The sequence below is a fragment of the Rhodocytophaga aerolata genome, assembly GCF_030503435.1.
In the GTDB taxonomy this organism is placed as follows: Bacteria; Bacteroidota; Bacteroidia; order Cytophagales; family 172606-1; genus Rhodocytophaga; species Rhodocytophaga aerolata.
This window is the reverse complement of the sequence record NZ_JAUKPO010000004.1, coordinates 226,581-251,852: the sequence shown is the minus strand read 5'-3', so window position 1 is coordinate 251,852 and position 25,272 is coordinate 226,581. Positions and strand designations below refer to the sequence as shown.

Annotated in this window: 20 protein-coding genes; 8 read left to right on the top strand and 12 right to left on the bottom strand. The window is 44.3% G+C overall.

Annotation, left to right across the window (positions count from 1 at the left end):
* Nucleotides 1–136: 136 nt before the first annotated feature.
* From Q0590_RS09875 to Q0590_RS09865, 3 genes are all read left to right on the top strand, one after another.
* Complete coding sequence (locus tag Q0590_RS09875; RefSeq protein ID WP_302037359.1) at nucleotides 137–655, top strand: gluconate 2-dehydrogenase subunit 3 family protein; 519 nt, start codon at nucleotides 137–139, stop codon at nucleotides 653–655.
* Between the two features lie 53 nt (nucleotides 656–708).
* The gene (locus Q0590_RS09870) at nucleotides 709–2,427 is read left to right on the top strand and encodes a GMC oxidoreductase (protein WP_302037358.1); all 1,719 of its coding nucleotides are present in this window, start codon (nucleotides 709–711) and stop codon (nucleotides 2,425–2,427) included.
* 90 nt (nucleotides 2,428–2,517) lie between these two features.
* The gene (locus tag Q0590_RS09865; RefSeq protein WP_302037357.1) at nucleotides 2,518–2,982 is read left to right on the top strand and encodes a hypothetical protein; all 465 of its coding nucleotides are present in this window, start codon (nucleotides 2,518–2,520) and stop codon (nucleotides 2,980–2,982) included.
* 102 nt (nucleotides 2,983–3,084) lie between these two features.
* On the opposite strand, the gene Q0590_RS09860 is transcribed toward Q0590_RS09865, so the two are convergent.
* The 6 genes from Q0590_RS09860 to Q0590_RS09835 all read right to left on the bottom strand — a co-directional run bounded on the left by Q0590_RS09860 (nucleotide 3,085) and on the right by Q0590_RS09835 (nucleotide 8,842).
* Nucleotides 3,085–3,264 (bottom strand): hypothetical protein, encoded by a 180-nt coding sequence (locus tag Q0590_RS09860; protein WP_302037356.1) that lies wholly within the window; start codon nucleotides 3,262–3,264, stop codon nucleotides 3,085–3,087.
* 91 nt (nucleotides 3,265–3,355) lie between these two features.
* Nucleotides 3,356–3,898 carry a DUF1349 domain-containing protein gene (locus Q0590_RS09855; protein ID WP_302037355.1) on the bottom strand — a complete coding sequence of 181 codons (543 nt, stop codon included), beginning with the start codon at nucleotides 3,896–3,898 and terminating at the stop codon, nucleotides 3,356–3,358.
* Nucleotides 3,899–4,052: 154 nt separating this feature from the next.
* On the bottom strand, nucleotides 4,053–4,757 hold the full coding sequence (locus tag Q0590_RS09850; RefSeq protein WP_302037354.1) for a 3-keto-disaccharide hydrolase: 705 nt from the start codon (nucleotides 4,755–4,757) through the stop codon (nucleotides 4,053–4,055).
* Between the two features lie 34 nt (nucleotides 4,758–4,791).
* A complete protein-coding gene (locus tag Q0590_RS09845) occupies nucleotides 4,792–5,577 on the bottom strand; it encodes a formylglycine-generating enzyme family protein (protein ID WP_302037353.1) in 786 nt (261 codons plus the stop codon).
* A gap of 94 nt (nucleotides 5,578–5,671) precedes the next feature.
* Nucleotides 5,672–7,993 (bottom strand): DUF7133 domain-containing protein, encoded by a 2,322-nt coding sequence (locus Q0590_RS09840; RefSeq protein ID WP_302037352.1) that lies wholly within the window; start codon nucleotides 7,991–7,993, stop codon nucleotides 5,672–5,674.
* Between the two features lie 237 nt (nucleotides 7,994–8,230).
* The gene (locus Q0590_RS09835; RefSeq protein WP_302037351.1) at nucleotides 8,231–8,842 is read right to left on the bottom strand and encodes a YceI family protein; all 612 of its coding nucleotides are present in this window, start codon (nucleotides 8,840–8,842) and stop codon (nucleotides 8,231–8,233) included.
* Nucleotides 8,843–9,118: 276 nt separating this feature from the next.
* On the opposite strand from Q0590_RS09835, the gene Q0590_RS09830 reads away from it, so the two are divergent.
* From Q0590_RS09830 to Q0590_RS09815, 4 genes are all read left to right on the top strand, one after another.
* A complete protein-coding gene (locus Q0590_RS09830) occupies nucleotides 9,119–9,709 on the top strand; it encodes a peroxiredoxin (RefSeq protein WP_302037350.1) in 591 nt (196 codons plus the stop codon).
* 62 nt (nucleotides 9,710–9,771) lie between these two features.
* The gene (gene glgP, locus Q0590_RS09825) at nucleotides 9,772–11,424 is read left to right on the top strand and encodes an alpha-glucan family phosphorylase (protein WP_302037349.1); all 1,653 of its coding nucleotides are present in this window, start codon (nucleotides 9,772–9,774) and stop codon (nucleotides 11,422–11,424) included.
* Between the two features lie 11 nt (nucleotides 11,425–11,435).
* Entirely contained in the window at nucleotides 11,436–12,569 is a 1,134-nt protein-coding gene (locus tag Q0590_RS09820) for an AI-2E family transporter (protein WP_302037348.1), read from the top strand.
* 702 nt (nucleotides 12,570–13,271) lie between these two features.
* Nucleotides 13,272–14,486 (top strand): hypothetical protein, encoded by a 1,215-nt coding sequence (locus Q0590_RS09815; protein ID WP_302037347.1) that lies wholly within the window; start codon nucleotides 13,272–13,274, stop codon nucleotides 14,484–14,486.
* Nucleotides 14,487–14,582: 96 nt separating this feature from the next.
* On the opposite strand, the gene Q0590_RS09810 is transcribed toward Q0590_RS09815, so the two are convergent.
* Nucleotides 14,583–15,308 carry a VIT1/CCC1 transporter family protein gene (locus Q0590_RS09810; RefSeq protein ID WP_302037346.1) on the bottom strand — a complete coding sequence of 242 codons (726 nt, stop codon included), beginning with the start codon at nucleotides 15,306–15,308 and terminating at the stop codon, nucleotides 14,583–14,585.
* A 72-nt stretch (nucleotides 15,309–15,380) separates the two neighbouring features.
* Entirely contained in the window at nucleotides 15,381–16,481 is a 1,101-nt protein-coding gene (locus tag Q0590_RS09805; protein WP_302037345.1) for an SGNH/GDSL hydrolase family protein, read from the bottom strand.
* 161 nt (nucleotides 16,482–16,642) lie between these two features.
* Here Q0590_RS09805 and Q0590_RS09800 point away from each other — a divergent pair, with 161 nt between their 5' ends.
* Complete coding sequence (locus Q0590_RS09800; RefSeq protein WP_302037344.1) at nucleotides 16,643–17,995, top strand: glucuronyl esterase domain-containing protein; 1,353 nt, start codon at nucleotides 16,643–16,645, stop codon at nucleotides 17,993–17,995.
* Nucleotides 17,996–18,104: 109 nt separating this feature from the next.
* Here Q0590_RS09800 and Q0590_RS09795 read toward each other — a convergent pair whose 3' ends face one another.
* The 4 genes from Q0590_RS09795 to Q0590_RS09780 form a co-directional block, all read right to left on the bottom strand.
* On the bottom strand, nucleotides 18,105–20,549 hold the full coding sequence (locus tag Q0590_RS09795; protein WP_302037343.1) for a TonB-dependent receptor: 2,445 nt from the start codon (nucleotides 20,547–20,549) through the stop codon (nucleotides 18,105–18,107).
* Between the two features lie 60 nt (nucleotides 20,550–20,609).
* On the bottom strand, nucleotides 20,610–21,872 hold the full coding sequence (locus Q0590_RS09790; protein WP_302037342.1) for a sensor histidine kinase: 1,263 nt from the start codon (nucleotides 21,870–21,872) through the stop codon (nucleotides 20,610–20,612).
* A gap of 3 nt (nucleotides 21,873–21,875) precedes the next feature.
* The gene (locus Q0590_RS09785; RefSeq protein ID WP_302037341.1) at nucleotides 21,876–22,562 is read right to left on the bottom strand and encodes a response regulator transcription factor; all 687 of its coding nucleotides are present in this window, start codon (nucleotides 22,560–22,562) and stop codon (nucleotides 21,876–21,878) included.
* Between the two features lie 72 nt (nucleotides 22,563–22,634).
* Nucleotides 22,635–25,235 (bottom strand): PAS domain-containing protein, encoded by a 2,601-nt coding sequence (locus Q0590_RS09780; protein WP_302037340.1) that lies wholly within the window; start codon nucleotides 25,233–25,235, stop codon nucleotides 22,635–22,637.
* Between the last annotated feature and the right edge of the window lie 37 nt (nucleotides 25,236–25,272).

Sequence of the window (25,272 nt, the reverse complement as noted above, 5' to 3'; positions counted from 1 at the left end):
TCAAAAATAGGATTGGTAGAATGAAATTTTGGAATTATCTTTGTTTACCTTGTCATAATTGCGGGTAAGCAGCCGTTTCAAGAATATTCCTTGCTAGCTGCTGTTTTAATACCAAAATATCTCCCCTGTTTATAGAATGAAAAGACGTTCTTTATTAAAAAATTTAACCCTAACAGCCGGAGGTTTGCTTAGCTTGCCAGCCTGGGCTTCCGGATGGTCAGCAGAATCTATTGGTCATACAGCTATACTGCCTGTTTCGGATGAAAACCTGCTGGCTGAAATTGTAGAAACTTTTATCCCGGAAACAGATACGCCAGGAGCCAAATCACTCAAAGTTCACCAGTTTATTCTGCGTATGGTAAACGATTGCTACGGCGAACCGGCGCAGGAGAGTTTAAAACAAGGGCTTGCTGCCACCGAACAATTAGCCAAGCAAACCTATCAGAAATCCTTTATGGAGTGTGATGCCAGCCAGCGTAAGCAAATCCTGTTGACGCTGAAGGATTCCCCAGACTCTGGCACGAAACGGTTTGCAGAGATGGCAAAAAACCTCACCATCCGCGGATATATGAACTCTCAATATGTAATGGTTAATATTCTGGAGTACAACATGGCACCCGGATTTTTCTATGGATGTGTGCCTGTCAAAACCTAGCCGGGGGCTTCCTTTCAGTAAATTATTCAATAGTCTTTTACCAATTAGTTAACATGTCTTTCCTCAATATAGATTCAATAAAAGAACGTACGTTCGATGCCATTGTCATTGGTTCTGGTATTAGTGGTGGCTGGTCAGCCAAAGAATTAACCGGTAAAGGGCTGCGTACCCTTGTGCTGGAACGTGGCCGCGATGTAAAACACATCACCGATTATCCTACTACCATGATGCAACCATGGGAGTTTGAGCACCTGGGCCAGATACCGAAAGCCTTAAAAGATGCCAATCCGATTGCCAGCCGTTGTTATGCCTTTAATGAAGATGCCCAGCATTTTTTTGTAAAAGATGCCGAACATCCCTACGTACAAGAAAAACCCTTTGACTGGATCAGAGGCTACCAGGTAGGGGGTAAGTCGCTGATGTGGGCCAGAGGTACACAACGCTGGTCACAGTACGATTTTGATGGCCCTGCCCGGGATGGCTTTGCGGTTGAGTGGCCTATCAGTTATAAAGATATTGCGCCCTGGTATAGCTATGTAGAGAAGTTTGCCGGAATTTCCGGGAATAGAGATGGCTTGCCTCAATTACCTGATGGGGAGTTTTTGCCCCCACATGAGCAGTCTTGTGTGGAGAAGCACTTCAGTGAGCAAATGGCCAAACATTATAACAATACCCGTCCGGTGATTATTGGCCGTTGTGCCCACCTGACTAAGCCACAACCTATTCATTTTCAGCAGGGCAGAGCCAGGTGTATGAACCGGAACTTATGCCAGCGGGGATGTCCGTTTGGCGGCTATTTTAGCAGCAATTCTTCTACGTTGCCCTGGGCAGCCAAAACCGGTAAAATGACCTTAAAACCCGATTCCGTGGTGCATTCCATTATTTTTGATGAGAAGAAGGGCAAAGCTACTGGTGTTCGGGTAATAGATGCTCATTCTAAAGAAATGACTGAATATTATGCACAAATCATTTTTGTGAACGCGGCTACCTTAAATACCAACCTTATCCTGCTGAACTCCACCTCCAACAGATTTCCCAACGGATTAGGCAACGACAATGGCTTATTGGGTAAATACATAGCCTTTCATAATTTCCGTACCACTATTTCAGCTGAATACGAAGGCTTTCAAGATACAACCACGGAAGGTATCCGCCCCAATGGCAGTTATATTCCCCGGTTCCGGAATCTACTCAAACAAGAAACTGACTTTCTGCGGGGTTATGCTGCCGGATTTAGTGGAAGCCGCATGACCTATACGGATAACGCAGCTATTGGAGAAGAATTAAAAACCAGTCTGGCTCAGAAGAAATACGGCAACTGGCGGGTAGGCTCCCACATGATGGGCGAAACCATTCCTAAAGAAACCAATTATGTAGCCTTAGATTCGCAGTTGAAAGATGCCTGGGGTATTCCGCAGTTGAAAGTATCGGTAGCCTATGATGAGAATGATGAAAAAATGATTGTTGACTTCCATGAGCAAATGACCGAGATGCTAACCAAAGCTGGTTTTACCAATATAAAAACGCATGACAATCCTGATAAAGCGCCCGGCCTGGATATTCATGAAATGGGTGGTGTGCGCATGGGCAAAGACCCCAAAACCTCTTTATTAAATAAATGGAATCAGTTACATAGCTGCAAGAATGTGTTTGTGACTGATGGTGCCTGCATGACTTCTAACTCTACTCAGAATCCTTCGTTAACTTTTATGGCCATTACTGCCAGAGCAGCAAATCATGCAGTGGAGGAACTGAAAAAAGGAAATCTGTAGAATAGCTTGTTTTAATAGTATTCATATCAACCTGTTAGGTATTCAAAACCTAACAGGTTGTCGTTTTTAGAACAAATGCCTTCTACTTATATGATCTCATTTGAACAATTTGAAGCATTGTTACCAATCGCCTGTGAATGGGCTGAAAAGCAGGAGGAAATAATATTGCAATATGGGGCTGAACTTAATGCAGATCAACAGATAGATGCTTTTCTGATTGGTATAAAAGATCCTAGCAAAGTTAGGTTGTTGAAAGTTGATCATATACCTATACCCAATTATCCTGCCTTAAAAAATGCCGTTGAATTGACCGGACTTCTCTCTTCAACTACTATCGGAGTCACTTTCAGGTATGGTATCTACATTCGATCAGACTGTTGGAATCAACGAGAATTGATTGTTCATGAATTGGTTCATACGATGCAATATGAAAGAATGGGAGGGTTTATGCCTTTTCTTTCTCAATATTTATATGAATGCATTCAAATAGGTTATCCTTTTGGACCATTGGAACTGGAGGCAAAAAGAATAGAGATGGATATATGCACAAAATGAGTTAGTAGGTAAAAGCTTTTGATGATTCTCAGTGTCTCTACACCAAGTTTTTCTATACTGTATAGTATGTAAAAGTAATTTATATGAGATTCCCACATCCAATTATCTAGCTTTTTTTACAATTGTCCAGTAGAGTATAGGAACAATAAAACCTATTCCTAAACCTATCAACAAGAGTTTAACATCATGTATATTCTTTGTTATTTTCAAACCCAAGAATAAGCCAATAATGACAGCAACAGTAGTTAAACTCATAGTGATTAATAAATCTTTTGCCTTCATAAACTTTAGGTGTATTACTATTAATTTAACTAAAGAGTAGAAGTTTTCTTTTTGGTGTAAATAAACCGGGAATCATGAAGTAATTTATTTCCTACTCCAATGTATTAGTTACAGTAAAATCTTCAAAAATTGCTTTAAAACCTTTGCCATCCGGTGCAGCCGCCATCACACCTATTTGCACAGGTACTTCGGGAGGAAAGTAAGCTAAGCGTAATAAGTCAAAGGTTAGGTTATCGAACGAGTAGCGGATTTCTACATAGTCTTTACGCCGGATCAGTTTCAGCCAGATAGCCGGTGGATTATCTTTCCGGGGAACAACCGACCAATCTGAAAATTGCCTGGTCACTACGGCACTTACCTGCTGGGCGCCATCTACGTATTCAATGCCAGTCTTAATCCAGTTTTGCTCATCTATTCTGATCATCAACCCGGCCTGGTCGTACTGGTCTTGGTAATGGCCGGAAACTTTGACAGTGGCAACAAAATCACCTTCTTTGGCTATATACCCAAAATGCCCATTATCCCGGATAAACCCATAATGCGTAATCCGCCAGAAATCTGTTCCGGCTTCTACATCAAGTTCAATCGTGTTGTTCTGGACTTTACAGGTGGATGGAGGATTATACCATTTCATACGTGTGTGTTCAAAAGACCGGGCAGCCAAAGTAACAAATTATACCCAGAGTACTACAGAGGTTGGGAAAGAAAATTGCCTCTGTGTTGATGAATGGATTTGGAAAATTACCAAAGATTGACGGTAGAAAAACCAGCTACCATGCTATAAATATCTATTCCTTTAGTTCTTTAATGGCTATATTCCGGAAGCGGTGGGCAGCGCCAGGACGCCAGGAGCCAGACATATCAAACGATTTGGCAGCCGCAGAATACGTTGCTGACCAATGTACCTGCAAACCAATCATGCCTTCAATAGCCCCGGCAATAAAATCATTTTTAGGCTGCGTAACATCCCACATCTGTTCTCCATTGATCCATAACGTAAGGTGAGGCACTTCACCTGTCATGCGGACCCGGAAAGAATTCCAGTCGCCGGGCTTCCAAACCCTGGCTCTGGTTGTAGCTTTAGCAGGCTGGCTAATTTTAAGCATCTCACCAAATAAATCGCCGGTGTTGCCAGGTTCTGCTAATTCTACCTGGTAAGCCTGTCCGCTTTCGGTAGAACGGAGGAAAATACCTCCATTGCAAAAAGAATCTACTTTTACCTCCAGATACAATTCATAGTTCTTGTATTTTTTATCTGTCAGCAATACGCCACCCTGGCCATAGGGCTGCTGTCTGAGGACAATAGCACCCTCTTCAACGGTAACCGCAGGAGTAGTTCCCTGATGAGTGGTACGGCTGATATGCCAACCCGATAAGTTTTTACCATTAAACAGCGGAGTAAAGCCTTTCGGAATGCTACCAGTCTGTGCAAAGGTGGAAAAACAGCTACAGACAAACCATAAAAGTAAATAATATGCTTTAGTATTAGTCATTAGTCATTAGTCATTAGTCATTAGTCATTAGTCATTAGTCATTAATTTCCATTACTACCCGGAAACCCACGTCCCAGCCATTGCCTGGTCCTGCGGCATGCGTCATATAAGTAGCATTTTTTACATCACCCACAAAGGAGGCTCCTTTCAATACATGTACTTTCCCAGATTTTGGAGGTACTCTATCAGCAAATAGTTTTTCGTTGTAATAATCGTCTACCCATTCCCACACATTTCCTAACGTATCGTATAAGCCCCAGGCATTGGGTTTTTTCTGGCCCACCGGGGCAGTTGTTTGTAAGCCCATCTGGGCAGCTAACCGTATTTCTTCCCAGGCTATATCATCGGTTGCACCGGCCCGGGCTGCATATTCCCATTCAAACTCGGTAGGCAAACGGTATCTTACTTTTCCACCTTCCAGCTGAGTCAGCTTCTTCAGGAAGGCTTGTGCCTCTTGCCAGGTTACATTTTCTACCGGATGGTTGCCAGCTTCTTCACTAACTTTATTGCCTTGAAAAATGGAAGAATTCGTTCCCATTACCTGTTGCCATTGTGCTTGCGTCACTTCAAACGCACCTATATAAAACGGCTTGGTAATGGTAACCTGGAAGCCAGGTTTTGCATCCTGGGTAGCCAATTGCTGGGCAAGCTTGTATTGAGCAGGTGTGTATTCTGTATCCTGGCCTTGTTGCGTTCCGGCCTTGGCTGTTTCCTTGGGTGTAGGATACGGTGGTTGAAACTTCCCCAGAATAAAGCTGCCCGGTTTAATTAGAACAAATTTCATCCCAATAGAATTGATCATCTCGGCCTTTTGAGCCATACCAGAGAAGGATATGCTTAAAATAAGCAACAGCAAGAAACACAAAGGTTTATTCATAAGATAAAACTGTACATAAACTAATTGGCAAGCAAAATTATTTTGCGGAAGACTGATCCCAGTTGCTTTTCTCTGCCCGGCCAAGCTTAAAAATTTCAAGTAACTGTAACGTAAAAGGTTCTTTCATCTGGGGTGTCTCCGCCCGTACTTTTGTTACTTCTTCAGTTGTAACAACGGAGGAAGCATTGCTCAATTCGCTGCTATTGCGGATATAGCTCAGCACAGAAGCCACCCACTCATCGTTATTGCTACCCATCGGGGGCATTATATCCGGATACGTTTTTCCATCCACTGGTCCTTTCAAGCCATAGAGTAAGAGCTGAATGAGCATTGTTTTGTCGCCTTTCACCCGAGGGGAGCCTACAAGGGGAGGAGCAGGCATATCTTTTCCACCAATCACTACCCCTTTTCCATCTGCCCCATGACAGCTGGCGCATAGCTGTTTAAAAATCGTGGCCCCTTTGGTAACCAGTGCCCTGTCTGCCGGACTCAGGTTGCGGGTTCTTTCCTGTTCAGCAGCCAGCATTTTTTGTGTCTCGGTAAAGGTGGAGTAAGAAAACTGCATCAACTCATTGTCAGGGTTTGCCGCAAGCAACTCTTTTACAATAGCTTGTGGTTTTTCTGCCGGATTGCTGCGGAGTGATAATGAGAGTTGAACACGGACATCGGCACTGGGATCATTGGTTAAATTGGCCAGTTTTTCAATCACTTCTGCATCGTTTTGCTGAATATTGTTCTCGCTGATCCATACGGCTGTTTTCCGTACCTGCGGATCTTTGTCGGAGAGGGCGGCAAATAAGGTCGGTTTATCTAAGACATCCAAGCCTTCTAATGTCCACAAGGCATGAATACGTGCCAAATGTGAAGGACTTTGTTTTAATCCGCCTTTTCCGCCAGTAGCAATCTCCCGTAAAGCCAGTACAACAGACTTGTCGTTGCGGACGATAAGCAGTTGCTGGGCATTGTCTCGCCACCAGCCGTTGGGATGATCCAGGTAGGTTAGTAATTTGCCGGAGGGTTCATTCAGCATCTGGGGCTTTGTTTTATCGGGGCTAAAGTCTTCATGCACTACCCGGTAAATACGGCCCATGCCTCTGTTCTTGTATAATTCCTTCTCCTGAATGATTTGCCTTAAATACGAACCTGGGTTTGTCCACTCACTTTCCTGGATAATGCCATGATACATATCCACTATATAAAAGCATCCATCGGGGCCGGTATAGGTATTAATTGGGCGGAAATTCATATCCGCCGATGCCAGCCAGTCTTGCTGCTGGTAGGCGTCTTCGATAAAAATCTTTCCATTTCTATTGATTACTTTTCCCCGTTTAATTACACGGCCAACGGGTTCAGGGATAAAATAATCACCCCGCATATCTTCAGGAAGTTTATCGCCCCGGAAAATAGATTGCCCGCAACCAGAGGTGAACTCTTTTAGGGTATTGTCTTCGGGACGCAATGCATTTCTGCCTCCCTGAGCATCCAGGGTTCCGATAATTGGCCAGGGTTTGGTAAACGCTGCAGTGTATTGATCATTAAAATTTAAGGCACCATAGGCTGGCATTTGTTGTATCTGTACGGCTGGTAATCCTGGACCGGCTTCTGAATAAAACAACCGTCCGTAGTTATCGGTTGTCAGGCCCCACTGGCCAATCATGTTATCTACCAGGGTATCGGCTGTCAGTTTACCATCTTTGTATTTGTACCGGAGGTTATCGCGGCTCGGATAAATCCAGTTGTCCAGGTTCCACAACAAACCCCCATTCTGGTGCTCCAGATTCCGTACGTCCTGCACATCATTTTTGAATACCATTTTTTTCTCATCCGCCTTGCCATCGCCATTCGTATCGCGGTAAGCCCATATATGCTGAATATTGGTAACACCTACCAGTAACTGATCGCCCACCGGAAGAATTACCCTGGGCAACACCAGGCTGTCAATAAATACCGACCATTTATCCATCTTACCGTCGCCGTTGGTGTCTTCCAGTAATTTAATCCGGCTGGTGGGCTCAAACTCTTCGGTTCCGTCTACATCTTTCATGTAGGTGTTCATTTCTGCTACATACATCCGTCCGTTCCCATCCCAGGCAATGGCAACTGGTTCCTGTACCATGGGTTCGCTGGCTACCAGCTCAACCTTGTAGCCGGGCGGAAGTTGAATTTTCCGGATACTTTCCTCGGGAGACAAAGGCGTAGACGCAGGATTGGTATCTGCCACTATCCGTACAAAATCCTGTTTCTGGGTAGATTTTTTTGCGTTGGAGCAGGCATATATATTTACCGTGATAATAAGCAAATAAACCAGGTAAGGTAATTTACTTTTTACAGGCTCTTGACTGGTGAATAAAGGCTTCATGTAGGTTACCGGTTAAGGGATTTCTGAATGCAAAGCAAATTTAACTATTCCTGTAAAATCTGTTGCATAAATAAGGTAACGTATCAGCCTGCCCCTCAGTTTCCTTAAAAGTTTTTGTTTGAAAGAAAAGTACGGCTATCCCCTCACAAAACAACACCGCCCTTAAATGTATAAGTCATCTAAGGGCGGTGTTGTTTTAACTTACTTATATAGGAAGCTATTTCATAACAGCTTTACTTACTTAGCTTGGGTAGAAATATATTTGGCCGGAGCAAAATCAGCCTGAAAAGCTATGATTACTTCTTCGCCGGTTTTGATAGTGCCCATCATGGCAGTAGGTGGCTCTATGTTATAATCTCTCATTAGTATGGGCAATTCGCCTTGAATGGTCAGCTTGCCGGCTTCCACCTGGTAGGCAACAACCATGGTTACTTTTTTGCTTTCCCCGCCAATGGTCAGGTTGCCGGTGGTGCGGAGTTTGCCGGGTTGCAAAGGCTGCATCGTTTGGAATTGATAGACAATTTGCGGATGCTGGGCCGCTTTGAGGGCCTTGTAGGTATTATTATCCATCATGGCTCCTTTGCCACTCTTAATAGATTTTACTTCCATCTGTACATTCAGGTTAGCAATCTGGGTAATGGCTGCACCATCCAGCGTAAACATTCCTTCGCCACTTACATTCTCTACAGTAGATTTCCAGTCGTGCAGGGTAGAGGTGCCGGAAATGGTGATCTTTGTTTGAGATCCGATTTTATATAATTGCTGCGCAGACAGTTGCAGCGTGGTTACTACCAGCAGGAGTAGGCTCAAATAAAGGCTGCGGCTAGGTGTATGGATCAAGGTTTTCATAGGTATAAAATTAAAGGTGTACAAGTCTATCCCGGAAAAGAGAGCACCAAAGGTGTTTTCTAAGACAATTCAAAGATGGAGCAGGAACAGCAGTAATAGTATGAGGAATATCAACCCAACAGATGATCTACCCACGGATGATAGGAATACTTTGAGAGGGATGATTAAAATTGCATAACCACCTGATGTATATCATTTTATTTTGCCGGGTAACGAAGGATATTGGTGCATCAAATGGGAGAAGCCAGTTTTGTTCAACCTGTAAATGTACCAATTATGAAACCGAGACTCTTTAATCCATACACCCTTTTACCCAGGCTGGGACATCCGGCGCCGATGTTTGAGATTCAGTCCAGCCAGGGGCTCATTAAGTTGTCAGACTATAAAGGCAAATGGGTGCTGCTGTTTTCCTATCCGGCTGATTTTACACCGGTGTGTACCACAGAACTAAAGGCTTTTGCCAGTGTATATCCGTCGCTAAAAAAGCTGAACACGGAACTGATAGGGGTAAGTGTAGATAATGTAGTAGAACACCGGAACTGGATAAAAATTCTGGAAGAAGAAGGGAAGTTCCCGATACAATTCCCCATTCTGGCAGACTTAAATTTAGAAGTCTCCAATAGGTATGGATTGTTGCCCAACGAAAATACCGAAGAGGCTTCCAGGTCTGTTTATATTATTGACCCAGCGCAGATAATCAGGGCTATTATGCATTATCCGGCTACCACCGGACGAAATACCGGCGAGTTGCTCAGGCTTATAAAAGCTTTGCAAGTTGCCGACAGTCAAAAAGCCATGACCCCAGTAAACTGGCAGCCTGGGGATGAACTAATCTATCCGGGCTCCTACCATACATGTAAGCGATGAACTGTGTTTAAATAATCCCTGATTTGGTAGCTGTACCAATGACTATATATTGATATTGAATTATGAGTACCTTCCAGCAACTGACTTTTCCGTATAGCTTCGATGAAAAATATGCCAAAAAAGTAGCCTATTTTTCCATGGAGTTCGCTGTACACCAACCCTTGAAAACCTATGCCGGCGGCCTGGGATTCCTCGCCGGATCGCATATGCGCAGCGCCTTTGAGTTAAAGCAGCAGGTAGTGGGTATTGGCATTCTGTGGAAATACGGCTATTACGACCAGGTACGCCGGGGCGATCAGACCATGGAAGTATTGTTTCAGGAGAAGGTATATGGCTTTTTGCAGCCTACCGGTATTAAATTTAATCTGCAGATTAATCATAGTACGGTGGTGGTTACCGCTTATTACCTGCCTCCGGAAGTTTTCGGCACGGTACCTTTATTTTTTCTCTCCACCGACCTGCCCGAAAACGATTACCTGGCTAAAACAACCTGTCATCGCCTGTATGATGCCAACATGGAAGCAAAAATTGCTGCCGGGATTCTGCTGGGCGTTGGTGGGGCTAAGCTGCTCGAAATCCTGGGGTATGCGCCGGATATTTATCATTTAAATGAAGCGCATGCCTTGCCACTGGCTTTTTATCTGTATCAGCAGTACAAAAGTACAGACCGCGTAAAACAAAAACTGGTTTTTACCAACCATACTCCGGAAGAAGCCGGAAACCAGAAAACGGATATTTATCTGCTAGAGCGGATGAGCTACTTCAGCCACCTTCCCTTAGCTGAAGTAAGACGTATTACTGGCCATACCGGCGATGTATTTAACCATACACTAGCAGCCCTACATCTGGCTAAGTTGACCAATGGCGTATCGCAAATGCATGGGGAAGTTATGCACCGTATGTGGAAAGGCTATGACGGTATAAGTCCGATTATCTCTATTACCAATGCCCAAAATTTTACTTACTGGGCAGATCCTGCCTTACACCAGGCCTTACTGGCAGGAGAGGATGCTACACTTCTGCAACGGAAAAAGCAGCTTAAACGCCTCTTATTCGACGAGGTAGCCGACCAGACCGGAGAAATATATTCCGAAGATGTACTGACTATTGTGTGGGCGAGGCGTTTTGCCGGTTACAAACGAGCCGATCTGTTGCTGCAGGATTACGACCGTTTTCTGCGGCTGATCACGAACAAAGAAATGCCCCTGCAAATAATATGGGCAGGTAAACCTTATCCAATGGATTTTACAGCTATTTCTGTGTACAACCGGCTGGTGCATATGAGTAAACAGTATACCAATTGTTCAGTACTGGTAGGCTACGAAATGAAACTTTCCAGGATGCTGAAACAAGGAGCGGATATCTGGCTGAATACTCCCAGAATAACTCATGAAGCTTCTGGAACCAGCGGCATGACTGCGGCCATGAACGCAGCTGTGAATGTATCTGTGCCGGATGGGTGGATGCCCGAATTTGCCCGTCATGGCGTGAATTGCTTTACAACACTGCCTGTTAACCCAACCCTGCCGGAACATCAGCAAGACCAGTTAGATGCCGGACGCGTACTGGATTTGCTGGAAAAAGAGGTGATCCCGATGTATTATCAGCAACCCGGCAAGTGGGTAAAAATAATGAAGCAGGGTATGCAGGATATTGTTCCGTACTTTGACTCAAACCGCATGGCCAGAGAATACTATGAAAGGCTGTATAGTTGATTCCTGTTGGTATGAATGCTCCATCGCCTAAAATAGTTAGCTACATCCGGTACCTGGAAGGTATTTTCCTGGCGGCACTCTTATTGTATTTTGGCAAGGCTTTATTTATTCCATTGGCTTTTGCTGGTTTGCTGAGTATCATTTTATACCCGGTATGTGCCTGGCTGGAAAGAAAAGGCATTTACCGGAGTGTTGCAATAGCCATTTGCTTAATTATGGGTAGCCTGTTTGTGGGCAGCCTGGTGTTTATTATGGGCTGGCAAGTAATCCAGTTTAAAAATGAGGTACCCCAACTGGCCGGTAAGCTAGTGTCGGCCCTAGATCAGCTGCAACAAGAGATCCTGCACCGGTTTAACATTTCCCTGCAACAACAAGTAGCCTGGTTTGAGCAAACATTCATGAATCTGGGAAATACCATAGGGTCAGTGTTGATAGGTACGGTAGATGCTACCTTACAGGCTTTATTTTTTGTGGTGATGGTTCCCTTGCTGGCGGCCCTGATGTTGTATAACCGGGGACTCCTGGTTCATTCATTATATGCATTATTTCCGAAAAACGCCCGTCCCTTGCTGTTATCTGTGGTGCAAAAGACAATTCTGGTGTATCACAACTATGTAAAAGGCTTGCTGATTATCTACCTGATAGTGGCCGTACTGAATACGATCGGCTTATATATGATCGGAATAAAGCATGCTATGCTCTATGGTATACTGGCTTCCATCCTCACTATTATTCCCTACATTGGTATCACTATCGGATCTATGTTGCCCGTGACCATTGCCTGGCTTACGTTCGACTCTATCTGGTACCCGGTAGGGGTAATTCTGTTGTTTGCGTTTGTGCAGTACCTGGAAGCGAATATTTTATTTCCCTGGATCATCGGCAAACGACTGAAGGTAAATACCCTGGCCTCCCTCTCGGCCATGATTCTGGGTGGAATTATCTGGGGAGCTTCAGGCATGGTGCTTTTTCTGCCATTTGTGGCGATTCTTAAATTGATTGCGGAAAAAATTCCTTCCTGGAAAGCCCTGGACATTCTTTTAGGTACTGGCGAACCTACTTCTTCCTCCCAACCCATTCAGGCAACCATCCTGAAAGAAGATGCCAAAGAAAAAAACAGGCCTCCGGTTGCTGACCTGCACTAAAGTTCTATTTCTATTCCAGAGGGACCAGTACAGCGGCTTGCTGATATTTCAAAAAAAGGTAGGCTACGCCATTCTATACACCATACTAAAACAAAACCCTGGTGAGAACACCAGGGTTTTTTATCCATGCTACATCTATAGCTATAGCAAGTGGTAAGTTAAGCAAGGACAGGATTCGAACCTGTACGTTACGCTATGCGCTAAGCTCCTTCGGTGATTAGCCGACGCTTGGAACACTGTAGATGTTTGATTGATTAAGATTTTGATAACCTATCTCCCTTGCATACCTTGTAAACCGGTTTTTTATCAATAAACACCTTCGTTGCATCTACCCATTTCGCCACGCTTGCTTGTTATATCATGTGGATGTATACTTCAGATGGATAGCATTTGTTCCATATTTTTTGTAATTTTTTTTGAATCCTGTAAAAATCCTATCTGAAACTTTCATACAAGGGTGGAAGCCGGAAATGATTGAAAATGAAGCCTGTGTTATGAAACTGTTACTTATATATTACGTACTTTACCTGTACTTTAAGTTTCTGTTACACAACCGTATCCCCGGCTTATATGTACCGCTCTACTTTTCTTAGAATAAGTCCTTTACCTAGGTAGTTCTCCCAGGTGCAGGTTGTATTCTAGGTATCGAATCTGGTTTCACATAGGCACATAATAACCCATCCCTCTAAACCTATTCACCGTATGGAAATTGATTACTTAAAATTAACAAGAGAAAAAGTAGAATCTGCTACCCACAAAACCTACGTAAGAGCTCTTCTTTTGCTTGCCTTATCAGTGGTCTTACTCATTATTGTGGTAACCATTGATGCAATATACAATCCCATTGATTATACCATGCTGGTGCGGGAAAGAGACAATGCGCCTTTCTGGAAAAAGTTAATTTCTAAGCTAATTCTGGAGAGGAAACCAGTGCTGGACAGTCTGGCTTTTTTACGTACCATCCTCCTTTTGTGCAGTGGCTTGTTTATAGTAGGCAGCATTACGCAGTTACACCAGAGCGGTACTATGGCCATGCCTCGGACGTTAGGTAGCTCTGATATTGAATCTAATGGCACGGACACTGTTTTCACCAGAGTATTTACTAAACTGGTGATGGGGATCATTCTGCTCAGTTCCTTGTTTTTTCTCACGCTGTTTTTGGTAGACCCGGTTGGCTTTAGTACCCTGGGAAGTGAAGATCAGCCCGTTGAACTGTTGTCTGCTTTGTTTTATTTTATCAGTTTTGGGCTATTTATGTATACGATGGTTTTATTAAGCAAACAATGGAATCCCCATAAATGGTATCTGCTACTGGCTGCGGTATTTGCCTTCGGCTTTTTTATTATGGGAATGGAGGAAATATCCTGGTTCCAGCGGGTGCTTCATATTGACACACCAGACTCCTTTAAAGACAACCGGCAGAATGAGTTGAACCTCCATAATTTCTACACCAATCCTCTGGAAAATGCATTTTACTTTGCCTCGTTTGTTTTCCTTATCCTGCTCCCGTTTATACACGAAAACTTCCAGCTGATTAATAAGCGTCATTTACTGTCAGTATTTATCCCAAGCCGGTTTATTCTGTTTGCCAGTGCTATTTTTGTAGCCTATAACTACGACATGTGGAATATCCTGTTTACTCAGTTGGCCTTCTTTGTAACATTTTTTATACTGGCCTATTATGCCTGGCTGTATATCCGGATGCGTAGCAACGCCGCTTTTGTTGTGGCCTTGCTTATACTATACACAATTTCTCAGGTGTTGTTTATCGTGTATGGCGATGCCTTCGTGCGCTTGTTTGACGTTACCGAGTACAAAGAAGTATTTATTCCGCTAGGCTTCCTGCTTTATTCGCTGGAAGTAGTGCAGCGGCTGAAGAAAATTAATAAAAAGCAGACTTATACGAGTATCGGGTAAACAGGCATTCTGGTAAGAAATTTTTCCAGAAAGGGGGAAGCTATTCAGTCAAGCTGGCCAACAGGGTGATGTAGTGTATTGCATTGCTGGCTGACATTAGCTGCCCGAAACCAGGCGTTCTAAAAACACACCTGCCAGAAAAGCCACAAGTGCCGCAGAAATGCCCAGGAGAACTGTTCCTGCAATACCTTTGACCCTGGATGTTTGAGTAACATAACTCTTTAGCCAGCCAATGGCAATAAATGCCAGCAACGTAAGCAGAATGGCAATAAGAAATAAGTTTTGGTGGATGGGGTACACAAAGTCTATGATGTAAATGAACAGGGGGATAAAACCCAGGCAAAGAAAAGAAATATAAGTAGCCAGGCCCATGGCTAACGGAGATTTGTTTTCGGGCATTATCCTCAGGTCTTCCTTTAGCAAAGTATCAACCCAGCGAGTCGTATCTGCGGTAATGGTGTGTACAATCTCGTCTAAAGAAGTTCCGGTAAATCCTTTTGCCTGGTAAATTTCTCTGATCTTTTCTACTTCCGTAGCTGGTGTTGTCCTGATTTTGCTATAAGCGGCTTTTTGCGTTTTTAGATAATTATCTTTTTCTGAAGAAGCAGATAAGTAGCTGCCTACGGACATAGAAAAACCATCGGCAAGCAGGTTGGCCATTCCCAGAATAATAATGATAGAAGATTCCATATTCGCTCCGGCTGCCCCAGCTACTACGGCAAAGGTAGTAATGCTGCCATCAACTCCGCCATACACAATTTCGCGCAGGTACTTTTTTATAGCTGCTGAAAAGACACTAGCCAGTCGGGAAGTTTTTTGCATAGCTTTAGTAAACATGAATATAAACACTTAACAAATGCCGGCAACACACAAAGCCAAATTGATAATTGAGCGTTACCGGATCAGTTTTTCAAAAAACGGAAGCAGTTGCTTAGCAAGAATAGCATGGTCTTCCACATTGGGGTGACCGGTACAACCTCTGGCTTGCATAGGCTCAAAAAAGAACAAGGCCACAGGCTTATCTTGTGGATACTGCCGGTCTATGCTGGCTTTAATGCTTAGAAGGCAATTTTGTAACATTTCTCTTGTTTTGCCGGTAAGCATGGCGCTGCTTAACAAAGCTATCTGAACATTTGGGTATTTAGTTTTCACTAAACTGATAAACTTTATATATTCCCCAATAAATTGGGTGCTGTCGAAGGGAAGACGGGCTTTCTTACCATCCCCTTTGCTGAAGTCATTCGTGCCTAAGGCAATGCTGACTATGTTCGGAGAGTACGTTTTAAAATCCCATTGTTGAGGATTATTAGCCTGGAAATCTGTTTTCTCATACACCTGTGGCATGGCAGGGCCATCGCTGTTCCAGTTGCGGTATACGCCAATTCCACTAACACTGCTGAGCATATAGTTTACTCCCAACATCCGGGCAAGCCTTGGCCCATACGCCTTATAGGCATTGTGCTGATCGTGGTACTGGCCAGTGCCACAAGGTACTTCCGATGGATCAGCTGCTGCCCCACAGGTAATGCTGTTCCCGATAAACTCTATCAATGGAGCCGCTGGCCGCTCAACAGGCTGAATATTGTCAGCTTCTACTTGCCGGATAATAACAGGGCCGGTATGTGCTTCGGTAGCTTTATACAACCAGATAGTATGTTTGCCGGAAGAAGAAGCGGTGATCACTATGGGTTCTTTTCCCTGTGAATCTATACGGATTCTTTTCTGGTACACCCCATCCAGTTCGTATTGCAAATAGTTGTGTCCGCTAGGAGTAGTGACATAGAGTTTACATTCCCGGCCTTCAAAACGGAAACCTACCTGTGCTGCCGAGCTGATTAATTCCAGTTCCTGGCTGGCGTTAAAAATATACCTGCCAAAAGGTTTCAGCTGAGTAGCTTTAACCTGATTTGCCGGGCGAACACTGGTTGATTGAGTAAAGCCGTTAATCCATACGAAGCAGAACAGGACAGCTACACAAGAGAGTTTAGTAAGCATATCTACAGGTATAACAGAAAGATTACAAAGCAAAGTTGCCGGAATTATTTATCCCAGCCAATGTATGCATTTCCAGAGTAACTTTCTTATTTTCGTTGACTAGCCGATTTGAAGTAATACCTACAAGCATGCGTACCTAGTATTTTACCCAACCTACCTACATGAGAAAAACGATTTACTTTTGTTTCTTCTACCTTTTGCTCACGATGCAGGGTTATGCCCAGATGTCGCAACAAGCACGGGATAGTATCAACCGGCTGAACAATGAAGATCATCAGGCGATGATGAAGCTGCTGAATATTTCGGCCTTGCGTCCTGGCCCATCTGGTAATCCGCAGGCTCCCAATGCGGCTAATGCCGATGAGTCAAAAGCCACCACCTATACCAGTTTACCCGATCCGCTGGTTTTCAAAGATGGAACCAAAGTAAAATCGCCAAAAGCCTGGGAGAAACGCAAATTTGAAATTATGGAAGATTTTTCCAGGGAAATGTATGGCCGCTTGCCTTCCAATATACCCAAGGTTACCTGGGAAGTAGTAAGCCAGAAAGACACGATGATTAGCACCTACCCGGCAAAAGAAAAAAAGTTACTGGGTCATGTAGATAATTCGTCCTATCCGGCAATACAGGTAGCCATCCAACTAACACTCACTACGCCAGCTTCACCTGGGGCACCAGTACCGGTGATGGTGGAGTTCGGCTGGAATTTTCCTCCTGGCATGAACAGACCTCCGGTAGAAGGCACTCCCTGGCAACAGCAGGTATTAGCCAAAGGGTGGGGGTATGCTATACTGATTCCTACCAGTTTTCAGGCAGATAATGGTGCAGGCTTAAAGGAAGGTATTATTGGATTAGTAAACAAAGGTCAACCCAGAAAAGCCGATGACTGGGGAACTTTGCGGGCATGGGCATGGGGAGCCAGCCGGGCTATAGATTATTTTGAAACAGACGAAGAAGTAGATCCGAAACGCATAGTAATCGAAGGACTTTCCCGCTACGGCAAAGCGGCAATTGTGGCAATGGCCTATGAACCACGCATAGCTATGGGATTTATAGGTTCTTCGGGGGCTGGCGGGGCTAAAATTTTGCGCCGCACGTTTGGCGAGCAAGTAGAAAACCTGGCCGCTTCCGGAGAGTATCACTGGTTTGCTCCAAATTTTATTAAATATGCCGGGCCCTTAACACCCAATGATCTGCCAGTGGATGCCCACCATTTAGTAGCTGTATGTGCACCACGCCCTGTATTTATCAGTGTAGGTTCGCCTGCTGTAGAAGGCAACTGGATAGATGCCAAAGGTATGTTTCTGGCCGCAGTACATGCCAGTCCGGTATATGAACTGCTAGGGGAGAAAGGCCTGGAAACTGACAAATTTCCTCCCCAGGAAACTACCTTGACGAAGGGAGATATTGCTTTCCGGCAACATGCTGGCGGACATACGGTAGTCCCCAACTGGCCATACTTTCTGGAATTTGCCGACCGGTATTTTAGCAACGGATCGAAAGCAAGGAAGTAATGATTAATGATGAATGACTATTGACGAAAATAAACCGGGCTTAGGACTACCTAAGCCCGGTTTATTAAGGCTTTCATATAAATAATCATTCAACATTCGTCAATAGTCATTAAAAATCTCCATCATCCGGGCCGTTTTCAGAGTTTTCCTGGTTATTGCGGTTTTTGTTTTCCTTGTTCCGGTTCAGGCGGTAATTAAAGGTAAGTAACAACTGCCGTGCATTCCACTGAAATACAGAATTAGAATACTGGTCTGGTTCATCAATAATTGTCCGTCTTTTGCGTGTATTAAGCAAATCACGAACACTCAAGGTAAGAGTGCCTTTTCCTTTAAGTACATCACGCGTCAGGCCCAGGTCGACAGAATAGGTGGATAGTTCTCTGCCTTGTGGAATATTTCTGGGAGCCCGGTAATTAATGCCGGCCTGAAAATCGTATTGTTTAAAGAATGTCATTTTGGAGGTTACCCGGGAGTTCCATGTGTAGGTATCCGCATATAGAGATTGTCCTTCATACTCGCCATTGGTAATAGACCGGAAGATATTTAAATTTCCATTCAGCCTCCACCAGTTTTGCAAGGTATACGATACATTAAATTCCAGACCGAAGGCATCCTGTGTAGACAGGTTGATCGGATACATCCGTCTGAAACCTACCGAATCCACAATGCTGATCCGCTGAATAACGCCGGTACGGTGGCGGTAGTAGGCGCTGGAAAGAATGGAACCATTTTCCCAGTTAAGCAAATATCCTCCCTCCATCGAATGCGTATATTCTGGGTTTAACATAGGATTGCCCACCATTAGCGACCGGGTGTTGCCAAAGCCAGAAAAGGGAAGCAGGTCCCGGAATCCGGGTCGGCTCAATCGGTAACTATAACTCAGCTGTACAGACCGGTTTTTATTAATTTCATAGGAAAGATGGGCACTTGGAAATAAGTTAAAATATAGGCGGTTGTTTGTAATATTTTCCTCCGGCAGCTGCGTGGTAATATCCGAAAGTTCGCCCCGCAAACCGGCCTGCAAAGAAAACTTACCAAACTTATTCCCAGCCATCAGATAGGCTGCATGGATATTCTCCATATATATCAGATTATTGTCGAGTCCGGAATATACCTCAAAGTTTCCGTCTTCGTTTTGTTGCTCGGCTAAAAAGTCGTTTTGTAACCGGCGGTTCCCACTACGCAACCCGGCTTCCCATTTGCCTTTTGCTCCGAAGGGATGCACATAATCCAGCTGGAATATGACGTTGCGTTCGTCTTCGGTATTGCTTGCGCGCTGAATAATGAGTGCTTCCGGGCGTTGTTCTTCATAATCGGCAAGTTCCGTTTCGTCGGTTTCTATCCATTTAAAATCAGCTGTAAGGGAGCGGCCTTTTTGTGCAAACTCTTTGCGGTAGCCTAGGGAAAGTTCAATGTTATTTTCAGGTTCACGTTCCTCCTCCCGGCGTAAAACCGTTTGAAATAGGTTTCCATTGCCGTCAAAATCATCGAACTGATACCTGCCGGAATTGCGGCCATCCGAACGGCGGTAGAGCACCGATCCGGTAATAATATTCAGGTCATTGAGGTAATAATCCATTCCAAAGCGGACATTATGCGAAATGCCTCCCCTGGTCCGCTTATTAATTTCAGCATAAGAAAAGGTGGTATCCAGGCCTAGTTCCGTGGTACCCCAGAATTGTTGAAAGGAAGAACCTCTGCCAGGAGTTGCCCGGTAGTTAACCGCATAGCCTGCAAATAGATTTATCTTATTCTTGCGGTAGTTCAAGTCAAAAGAACCCCCATAATTGGCCGGGTGCCCTGCATTTAACGTGAAAGAGCCATTTACTCCCTGGTTTACATTCTTTTTCAGCACAATATTGATAATGCCTACTTCCCCTTCGGCTTCGTATCTGGACGATGGGTTGGTAATTACTTCTATCCGTTCAATCAGATTACCTTGCAATTGGCGCAAGGCATCCGGGCTACTGATACCTGCCAGGCCAGAGGGCTTGCCATCTATGAGAATGCGTACATTCTGGCTGCCCCGCAGGCTTACATTTCCTTCCACATCCACAGCTACCGAAGGCACATTATCCAGAATTTCGGCGGCATTCCCACCAATATTACTCAGGTCCTGGGCAATATTAAATACACGTTTATCCAGCTGCATTTCCATCTGGCTTTTTTGCCCTTTTATCACCACTTCATCCAGTTGCTCTGCACTGGATTTCATGGAAACAGTGCCTAAAGAAACATCTTGATTGGCAACCACCACTCTGGGAATTTTTTTGTCGGCATACGAAAGCACAGATACCCGGATAAAATAATTGCCTGGTTTTGCCTTAATTGAAAACTTGCCAGCCTCATCGGATACGGCCCCAGTAACCTGAACCGAATCACTTTGCTGAAAGAGTACCACATTGGCAAAAGGCACCGGTGCTTTTTGCTCATCCCGTAGGGTGCCGGTAATAGAAAAGGCTGTTGTATTAGTTTGTGCTGATACAAGGGTAGTACTACTAAAAATTAGTAGTAAAACGATGATAGATAATGATTTTATAGCTGGGTGCGGCATGTTCTTTCAATAACTGTTCTCAACAAATTTGGTTTAACAATTTGAAGAGAATTTGAAGTTTTACCGCTTTGTGCTAAAATTTAGCTCTACTGTATGTAACTCTTCGGCATATACATATTTAATCTGAAATCGGCTTACGTCACAGATCTGCTTTACGATAGCCAGCCCAAGGCCAATAGAATCGTTGCTCTGGTTACTCTTTTTAAACCTTTCAAACAGCTGGTGGGTGGGCAACTGCGGAGGATTTCCGGTATTCTGTATTATTAAGGTAGCAGGGGTAAGGGTAACATAAATGAATCCATCTGTAGAGTTGTGCCTGATGGCATTACTAATCAGGTTGTTGAGCAGGATAGAAGCCAGTACGGCATGGAGTTGAACAAATACATCTGCTTCAATTTTAGTTTTCAGGGTCAGGTTTTTCATCTCCATCAACTCAGCGAAGGTAGAGAGGGTATCCAGGGTTAGCTGGCTAACGTCTATTACCTGAGAACTTTCAAATTCCTGGTTTTCCAGCCGGGCAAGCAAGGTGAGGGATTTATTTACCTGTGAAAGTTTGTCAACGGCCTGGTGGGCATCTGCCAGAAGTTGTGCCTGCGTATCGGTAATGGGGGAGTTGAGTAGCAGTTCCAGCTTTCCACGCATAATGGCTAATGGCGTTTGCAACTCATGAGAAGCGTTTTCTGTAAATTCTTTAAGAGACCGGTAATCTTCCAGGGCTTTGGTGGTCATTTTTCCAAGAAAGGTATTCAGGGTTTTAAATTCATCTGTACGGGTAGTGGTGAACGGTATAGGATCTTTTTGTTTGAGATGAAAAGCTTGAATGGCTGAAAGAGTATGCTGAAAAGGGGTTAAGATAGCCTTGGAAAGTAGGCGGCCAGAAAGGGCAACCACCAGCAGCAGTAACCCGAATATCCAACCAATAGACTGCAGCACGCCATCCAGAATCTCGTCGGATTCAGCTACCAGGTTGGAGGCGGCAATAAAATAATGTTTGTCTTTAATTTTGTAGGAGGCCGATGCCCGCAGTTCCCGTTCAAAGTGCTGATGAGGTTCAAACCAGGCAAGGGTATCTTTAATTTGAACGGGTATTTCTGCAGCAGCTGGGTCTAATTCCCGGATTATTACCTGGTGGCCGGCAATGTCGTCTATCTCTGTGCCTTTTTCCAGCAAGCCGGCAATCAGCTTTACAGTGTCTTTCAGGCGGCGGCCTTCTTCATCAATGATTTCCCGCTGTACACTGTAAAACACAATCATTCCGCCAGCCAGTAGCACAATGGCTGAAATACATAGATACCATAACGTAAACTGGTTAATTAATTTCATGGATCAGGTAGCAATACTGGTGTCGAATTTATACCCCAGCCCGTAGACTGTACCAATGTATTCTTTTCCACCGGCAGCACTTATTTTTTTTCGCAGATTTTTTACATGCTGGTACACAAAGTCGAAGTTGGCCAGGTTGTCGGTATAATCTCCCCATAAATGTTCGGCAATCGACTGCCTGGTAAGCACCCGGTTCTTGTTGATCAGGAAATACAGCAATAAGTCATATTCTTTTTTTGTCAGGTCCAGCAGAGAGCCGTTTACCAGCACCTCTAAGGTATCTGTGTTAATGCTTATTTCCTGATAAGTGATAGAGGTATCACCTTTAAGGTTTTTCCGCCGGTAAATGGCTTTGAGCCGTGCATGCAACTCTGGCAAATGAAAGGGTTTGGTCAGGTAATCATCTGCACCAAGATCCAGCCCGGTAATTTTGTCGTCCAGGGCATTTTTGGCGGAAATAATTAACACACTGGTTTCAATTTTCTCGGCCCGGATAAAGCGCAGAATATCTAAGCCATTGCCATCGGGCAGCATAATGTCTAACACCACACAGTCGTAGGGAAAGGAGATGAGTTTGTTTTCCGCCTCAAAATAGGTAAACCCTACTTCGCAAATATATCCTTCCCCCGAGAGATATTCCTGAATCGTATGGGCTATTGTTTTATTGTCTTCTATAACCAGCACTTTCATAGGACTTAAAGGTAGAGGTTAATTTTGAAGCAATTTTGAGGATGTTTTCAGGTAGAATAAGGCCTGTGTGCATTAGGGAAACGGCCGCTTAAAATAGATTTTGAATGTAGATCCCTCATCTATTTTGCTTTCTACGTCTACTTTTCCGCCGGCATTTTCCACAATCCGCTTAACCATATATAAACCAATGCCCGACCCTTCTACATGGTTGTGGAAACGTTTGAACATGGAAAAAAGCGGTTGATCGGCTGAAAGGTTCATACCCAATCCATTGTCTGTTACCGTCAACAGGTAATAGTGTTCGGTGGGCTGGCAATAGATATGGATATGTGGTGTGCGCTCGGGTGACCGGTACTTAATGGCATTGGAAAGCAGGTTATACACAATGCTCCGCAGGTTTTTTTCTGCAAATTCTATTTCCGGGCAAGCATCCACATGTACCTCAATACTGGCTTGTGCTTCCAAAATCTGGGGGGCAAGGTCCAGTTGTATTTCAGAAATGATTTGTTGCAGATTTACCCTGGTAGGCAACTGGCTGCTTTCCTTCTGTAGCTTTACAACTTCTGTCAGGCTAGCAATGGTACGTTTAAACCGTTCAATTGCCTGTTGAATGAATGATAGAGTAGTCTGTACATTTTCTCTGCCCAAAGTTTCTGTAGACAGGTAGCGCACCAGGGCTTTTATTAAGCCTTCAATATTAATAATAGGTGCTTTTAAATCGTGGGAGGCTGTATAAACAAAGGTATCCAGATCGGAGTTGATCCGAAGCAACTGGGCATTCACCTCCGCTAATTCTTCTGCCAGAGCTTGGGCTTCTATTTCCCGTTGTTCGATCCGGAGCATATTTTCTACGGATTCCGTAATGTCGGCAACAAGGGTGAAAAAGCCCACCACTTCTCCTTCGCGTATATCGGGTACATAACTTGTATGAATGTGCTTTACAAAATTATCCCGGTAGGGCATACGGGCCTCAAAATCCAATCGTTCCCCGGCCAAAGCCCGGTCAATGTAGGTTTTAACACCCATATACGCTTTATCTCCCACAACCTCCCGCACTGGCCGGCCCAGTAATTCTTCCGGCTGTTGATTGAACCATGCGGTATAGGCTTTGTTGGCAAAGCGGTACTTTTCTTCTCTATCCAGATAGCCGATCAGCACCGGAAGGGCATCTGTGATGAGGCGAAGCTGGTAAGCATTGGTTTCGACGGCTTTGCGCGCCTCCACTTGTTGGGTAACTTCAAACGCAAATATCATAATGCCATCCACCTTGCCGGAGGAATTAAGGCGGGGTTTGTAAATGAAATTAAAATAGCGGTCTTCTAAGGGTGCGCCTTCTTTTCTGGCAAAAGCAATATGAACCTCCTTCCCATCATAGGTTTCGCCAGACTGATAGGTTTTTCTAAGAATCTGGTAGATGGGTTGCTGCTCAATTTCTGCCACAGCCTCTAATACTGGCTTGCCCAGAAGCGGACGTCCGGAAAAAAGTTCGCTGAAATAGGGGTTTACTAACTCAAAAACCATTTGAGGGCCATCCAGAACACAAATGGCTGCCGGCGCCTGCATAAAAAACTGTTCTAAGCGGTCTTTCTGGGCTTGTGCAAGCTCCTGTGCCTCGTTTGCCTCTTTTGTGCGCTGAACCACACGCTCCTCCAGCTCAATAGTCAATCGTTCTAACTGCTGGTGGGTTTGCAATAATTCTTCCTGGGCAGTAGATAATTTTTCATTAGCCGACCGTAATTCTTCATTGGTGAATGCCAGATCTGCATTGGTAGAAGTCAGCTCCCGGTTAAGCAACTGCCCTTGTTTGCGGTTCTCTTCTACCTTCTTGCGGGAATTGACCAGTTCGGTTACTTCAAAAGCAAAACACACGATGCCATCTACCTTTCCTTGCTCATCCCGCTGTGCCTGGTAGATAAAGGTAAAATACATTTCTTCCAGAGGGCCTCCAGCATGGCGGGCAATATCTACCCTGACTTCTGTTCCAAAATAGCTTTCTCCTGTTGCCATTACGTTCCAAAGAATTTTTTCAATCTCCCGTCCTTTTATCTCTGGCAATGCCTTGAACAGGGCTTTTCCCAATAATTCGCGCCCGGGAAATAATTTCTGGTAGGCTGGGTTGATAAAGGTATAGACAAGGTCTGGCCCATGTAACATGGAAATGGCTGCCGGTGCCTGCATGAATAACCGCTCCAGCCACTCATTCTGAGATTGTATTTTAGCCATGGCTGTTTTTTCTCTTTCCTGGCTATCAGTCAATTGCTTTTGTATGATTACGCTTTCTGTTACATCTTTTACTTTTTGAATGATGTAGGCCACTTCTCCTGTTTCGTCCAGCACTGGGGTATTTACAACAGACCAGTAACGTTCCAGAAATACCCCTGCCTGTGTGGGATGCGGTATATCGTAAGGCTGAACAGCCATTGTATGAGGCTTTTTTGTAGCCAGGGCTTGCTCAACGGAAGCGCTCAGATTAGGAGCCAGAGGAGTGGAAGTATGTAAATTTTCAGGAAACACCTCGAATACATGCCGCCCAATAAGCTGGCTACGTTGCGTCAGCGTCGCCTCTAAGTAAGCATTGCTGGCATTTAGGATAATAAAATCAGGAGAGAATATTAAATATAAATCAGGTACAGTTTCCAATACCTTCAGCATCTCGGGGGTGGGAATATTCATGCAATGGCAAAAATTTATACAAAAGTAAATTATAGAG

Excerpts from the sequence above, each read along its gene's own strand:
- Q0590_RS09810 (WP_302037346.1), bottom strand. The coding sequence starts at position 15,308 with ATGCAAAAAACTTCCCGACTGGCTAGTGTCTTTTCAGCAGCTATAAAA.
- Q0590_RS09865 (WP_302037357.1), top strand. The coding sequence starts at position 2,518 with ATGATCTCATTTGAACAATTTGAAGCATTGTTACCAATCGCCTGTGAA.
- Q0590_RS09860 (WP_302037356.1), bottom strand. The coding sequence starts at position 3,264 with ATGAAGGCAAAAGATTTATTAATCACTATGAGTTTAACTACTGTTGCT.
- Q0590_RS09820 (WP_302037348.1), top strand. The coding sequence starts at position 11,436 with ATGAATGCTCCATCGCCTAAAATAGTTAGCTACATCCGGTACCTGGAA.
- Q0590_RS09840 (WP_302037352.1), bottom strand. The coding sequence starts at position 7,993 with ATGAAGCCTTTATTCACCAGTCAAGAGCCTGTAAAAAGTAAATTACCT.
- Q0590_RS09870 (WP_302037358.1), top strand. The coding sequence starts at position 709 with ATGTCTTTCCTCAATATAGATTCAATAAAAGAACGTACGTTCGATGCC.
- Q0590_RS09845 (WP_302037353.1), bottom strand. The coding sequence starts at position 5,577 with ATGGCTCAAAAGGCCGAGATGATCAATTCTATTGGGATGAAATTTGTT.
- Q0590_RS09805 (WP_302037345.1), bottom strand. The coding sequence starts at position 16,481 with ATGCTTACTAAACTCTCTTGTGTAGCTGTCCTGTTCTGCTTCGTATGG.
- Q0590_RS09875 (WP_302037359.1), top strand. The coding sequence starts at position 137 with ATGAAAAGACGTTCTTTATTAAAAAATTTAACCCTAACAGCCGGAGGT.
- Q0590_RS09850 (WP_302037354.1), bottom strand. The coding sequence starts at position 4,757 with ATGACTAATACTAAAGCATATTATTTACTTTTATGGTTTGTCTGTAGC.
- Q0590_RS09830 (WP_302037350.1), top strand. The coding sequence starts at position 9,119 with ATGAAACCGAGACTCTTTAATCCATACACCCTTTTACCCAGGCTGGGA.
- glgP (WP_302037349.1), top strand. The coding sequence starts at position 9,772 with ATGAGTACCTTCCAGCAACTGACTTTTCCGTATAGCTTCGATGAAAAA.
- Q0590_RS09855 (WP_302037355.1), bottom strand. The coding sequence starts at position 3,898 with ATGAAATGGTATAATCCTCCATCCACCTGTAAAGTCCAGAACAACACG.
- Q0590_RS09795 (WP_302037343.1), bottom strand. The coding sequence starts at position 20,549 with ATGCCGCACCCAGCTATAAAATCATTATCTATCATCGTTTTACTACTA.
- Q0590_RS09785 (WP_302037341.1), bottom strand. The coding sequence starts at position 22,562 with ATGAAAGTGCTGGTTATAGAAGACAATAAAACAATAGCCCATACGATT.
- Q0590_RS09780 (WP_302037340.1), bottom strand. The coding sequence starts at position 25,235 with ATGAATATTCCCACCCCCGAGATGCTGAAGGTATTGGAAACTGTACCT.
- Q0590_RS09815 (WP_302037347.1), top strand. The coding sequence starts at position 13,272 with ATGGAAATTGATTACTTAAAATTAACAAGAGAAAAAGTAGAATCTGCT.
- Q0590_RS09835 (WP_302037351.1), bottom strand. The coding sequence starts at position 8,842 with ATGAAAACCTTGATCCATACACCTAGCCGCAGCCTTTATTTGAGCCTA.
- Q0590_RS09790 (WP_302037342.1), bottom strand. The coding sequence starts at position 21,872 with ATGAAATTAATTAACCAGTTTACGTTATGGTATCTATGTATTTCAGCC.
- Q0590_RS09800 (WP_302037344.1), top strand. The coding sequence starts at position 16,643 with ATGAGAAAAACGATTTACTTTTGTTTCTTCTACCTTTTGCTCACGATG.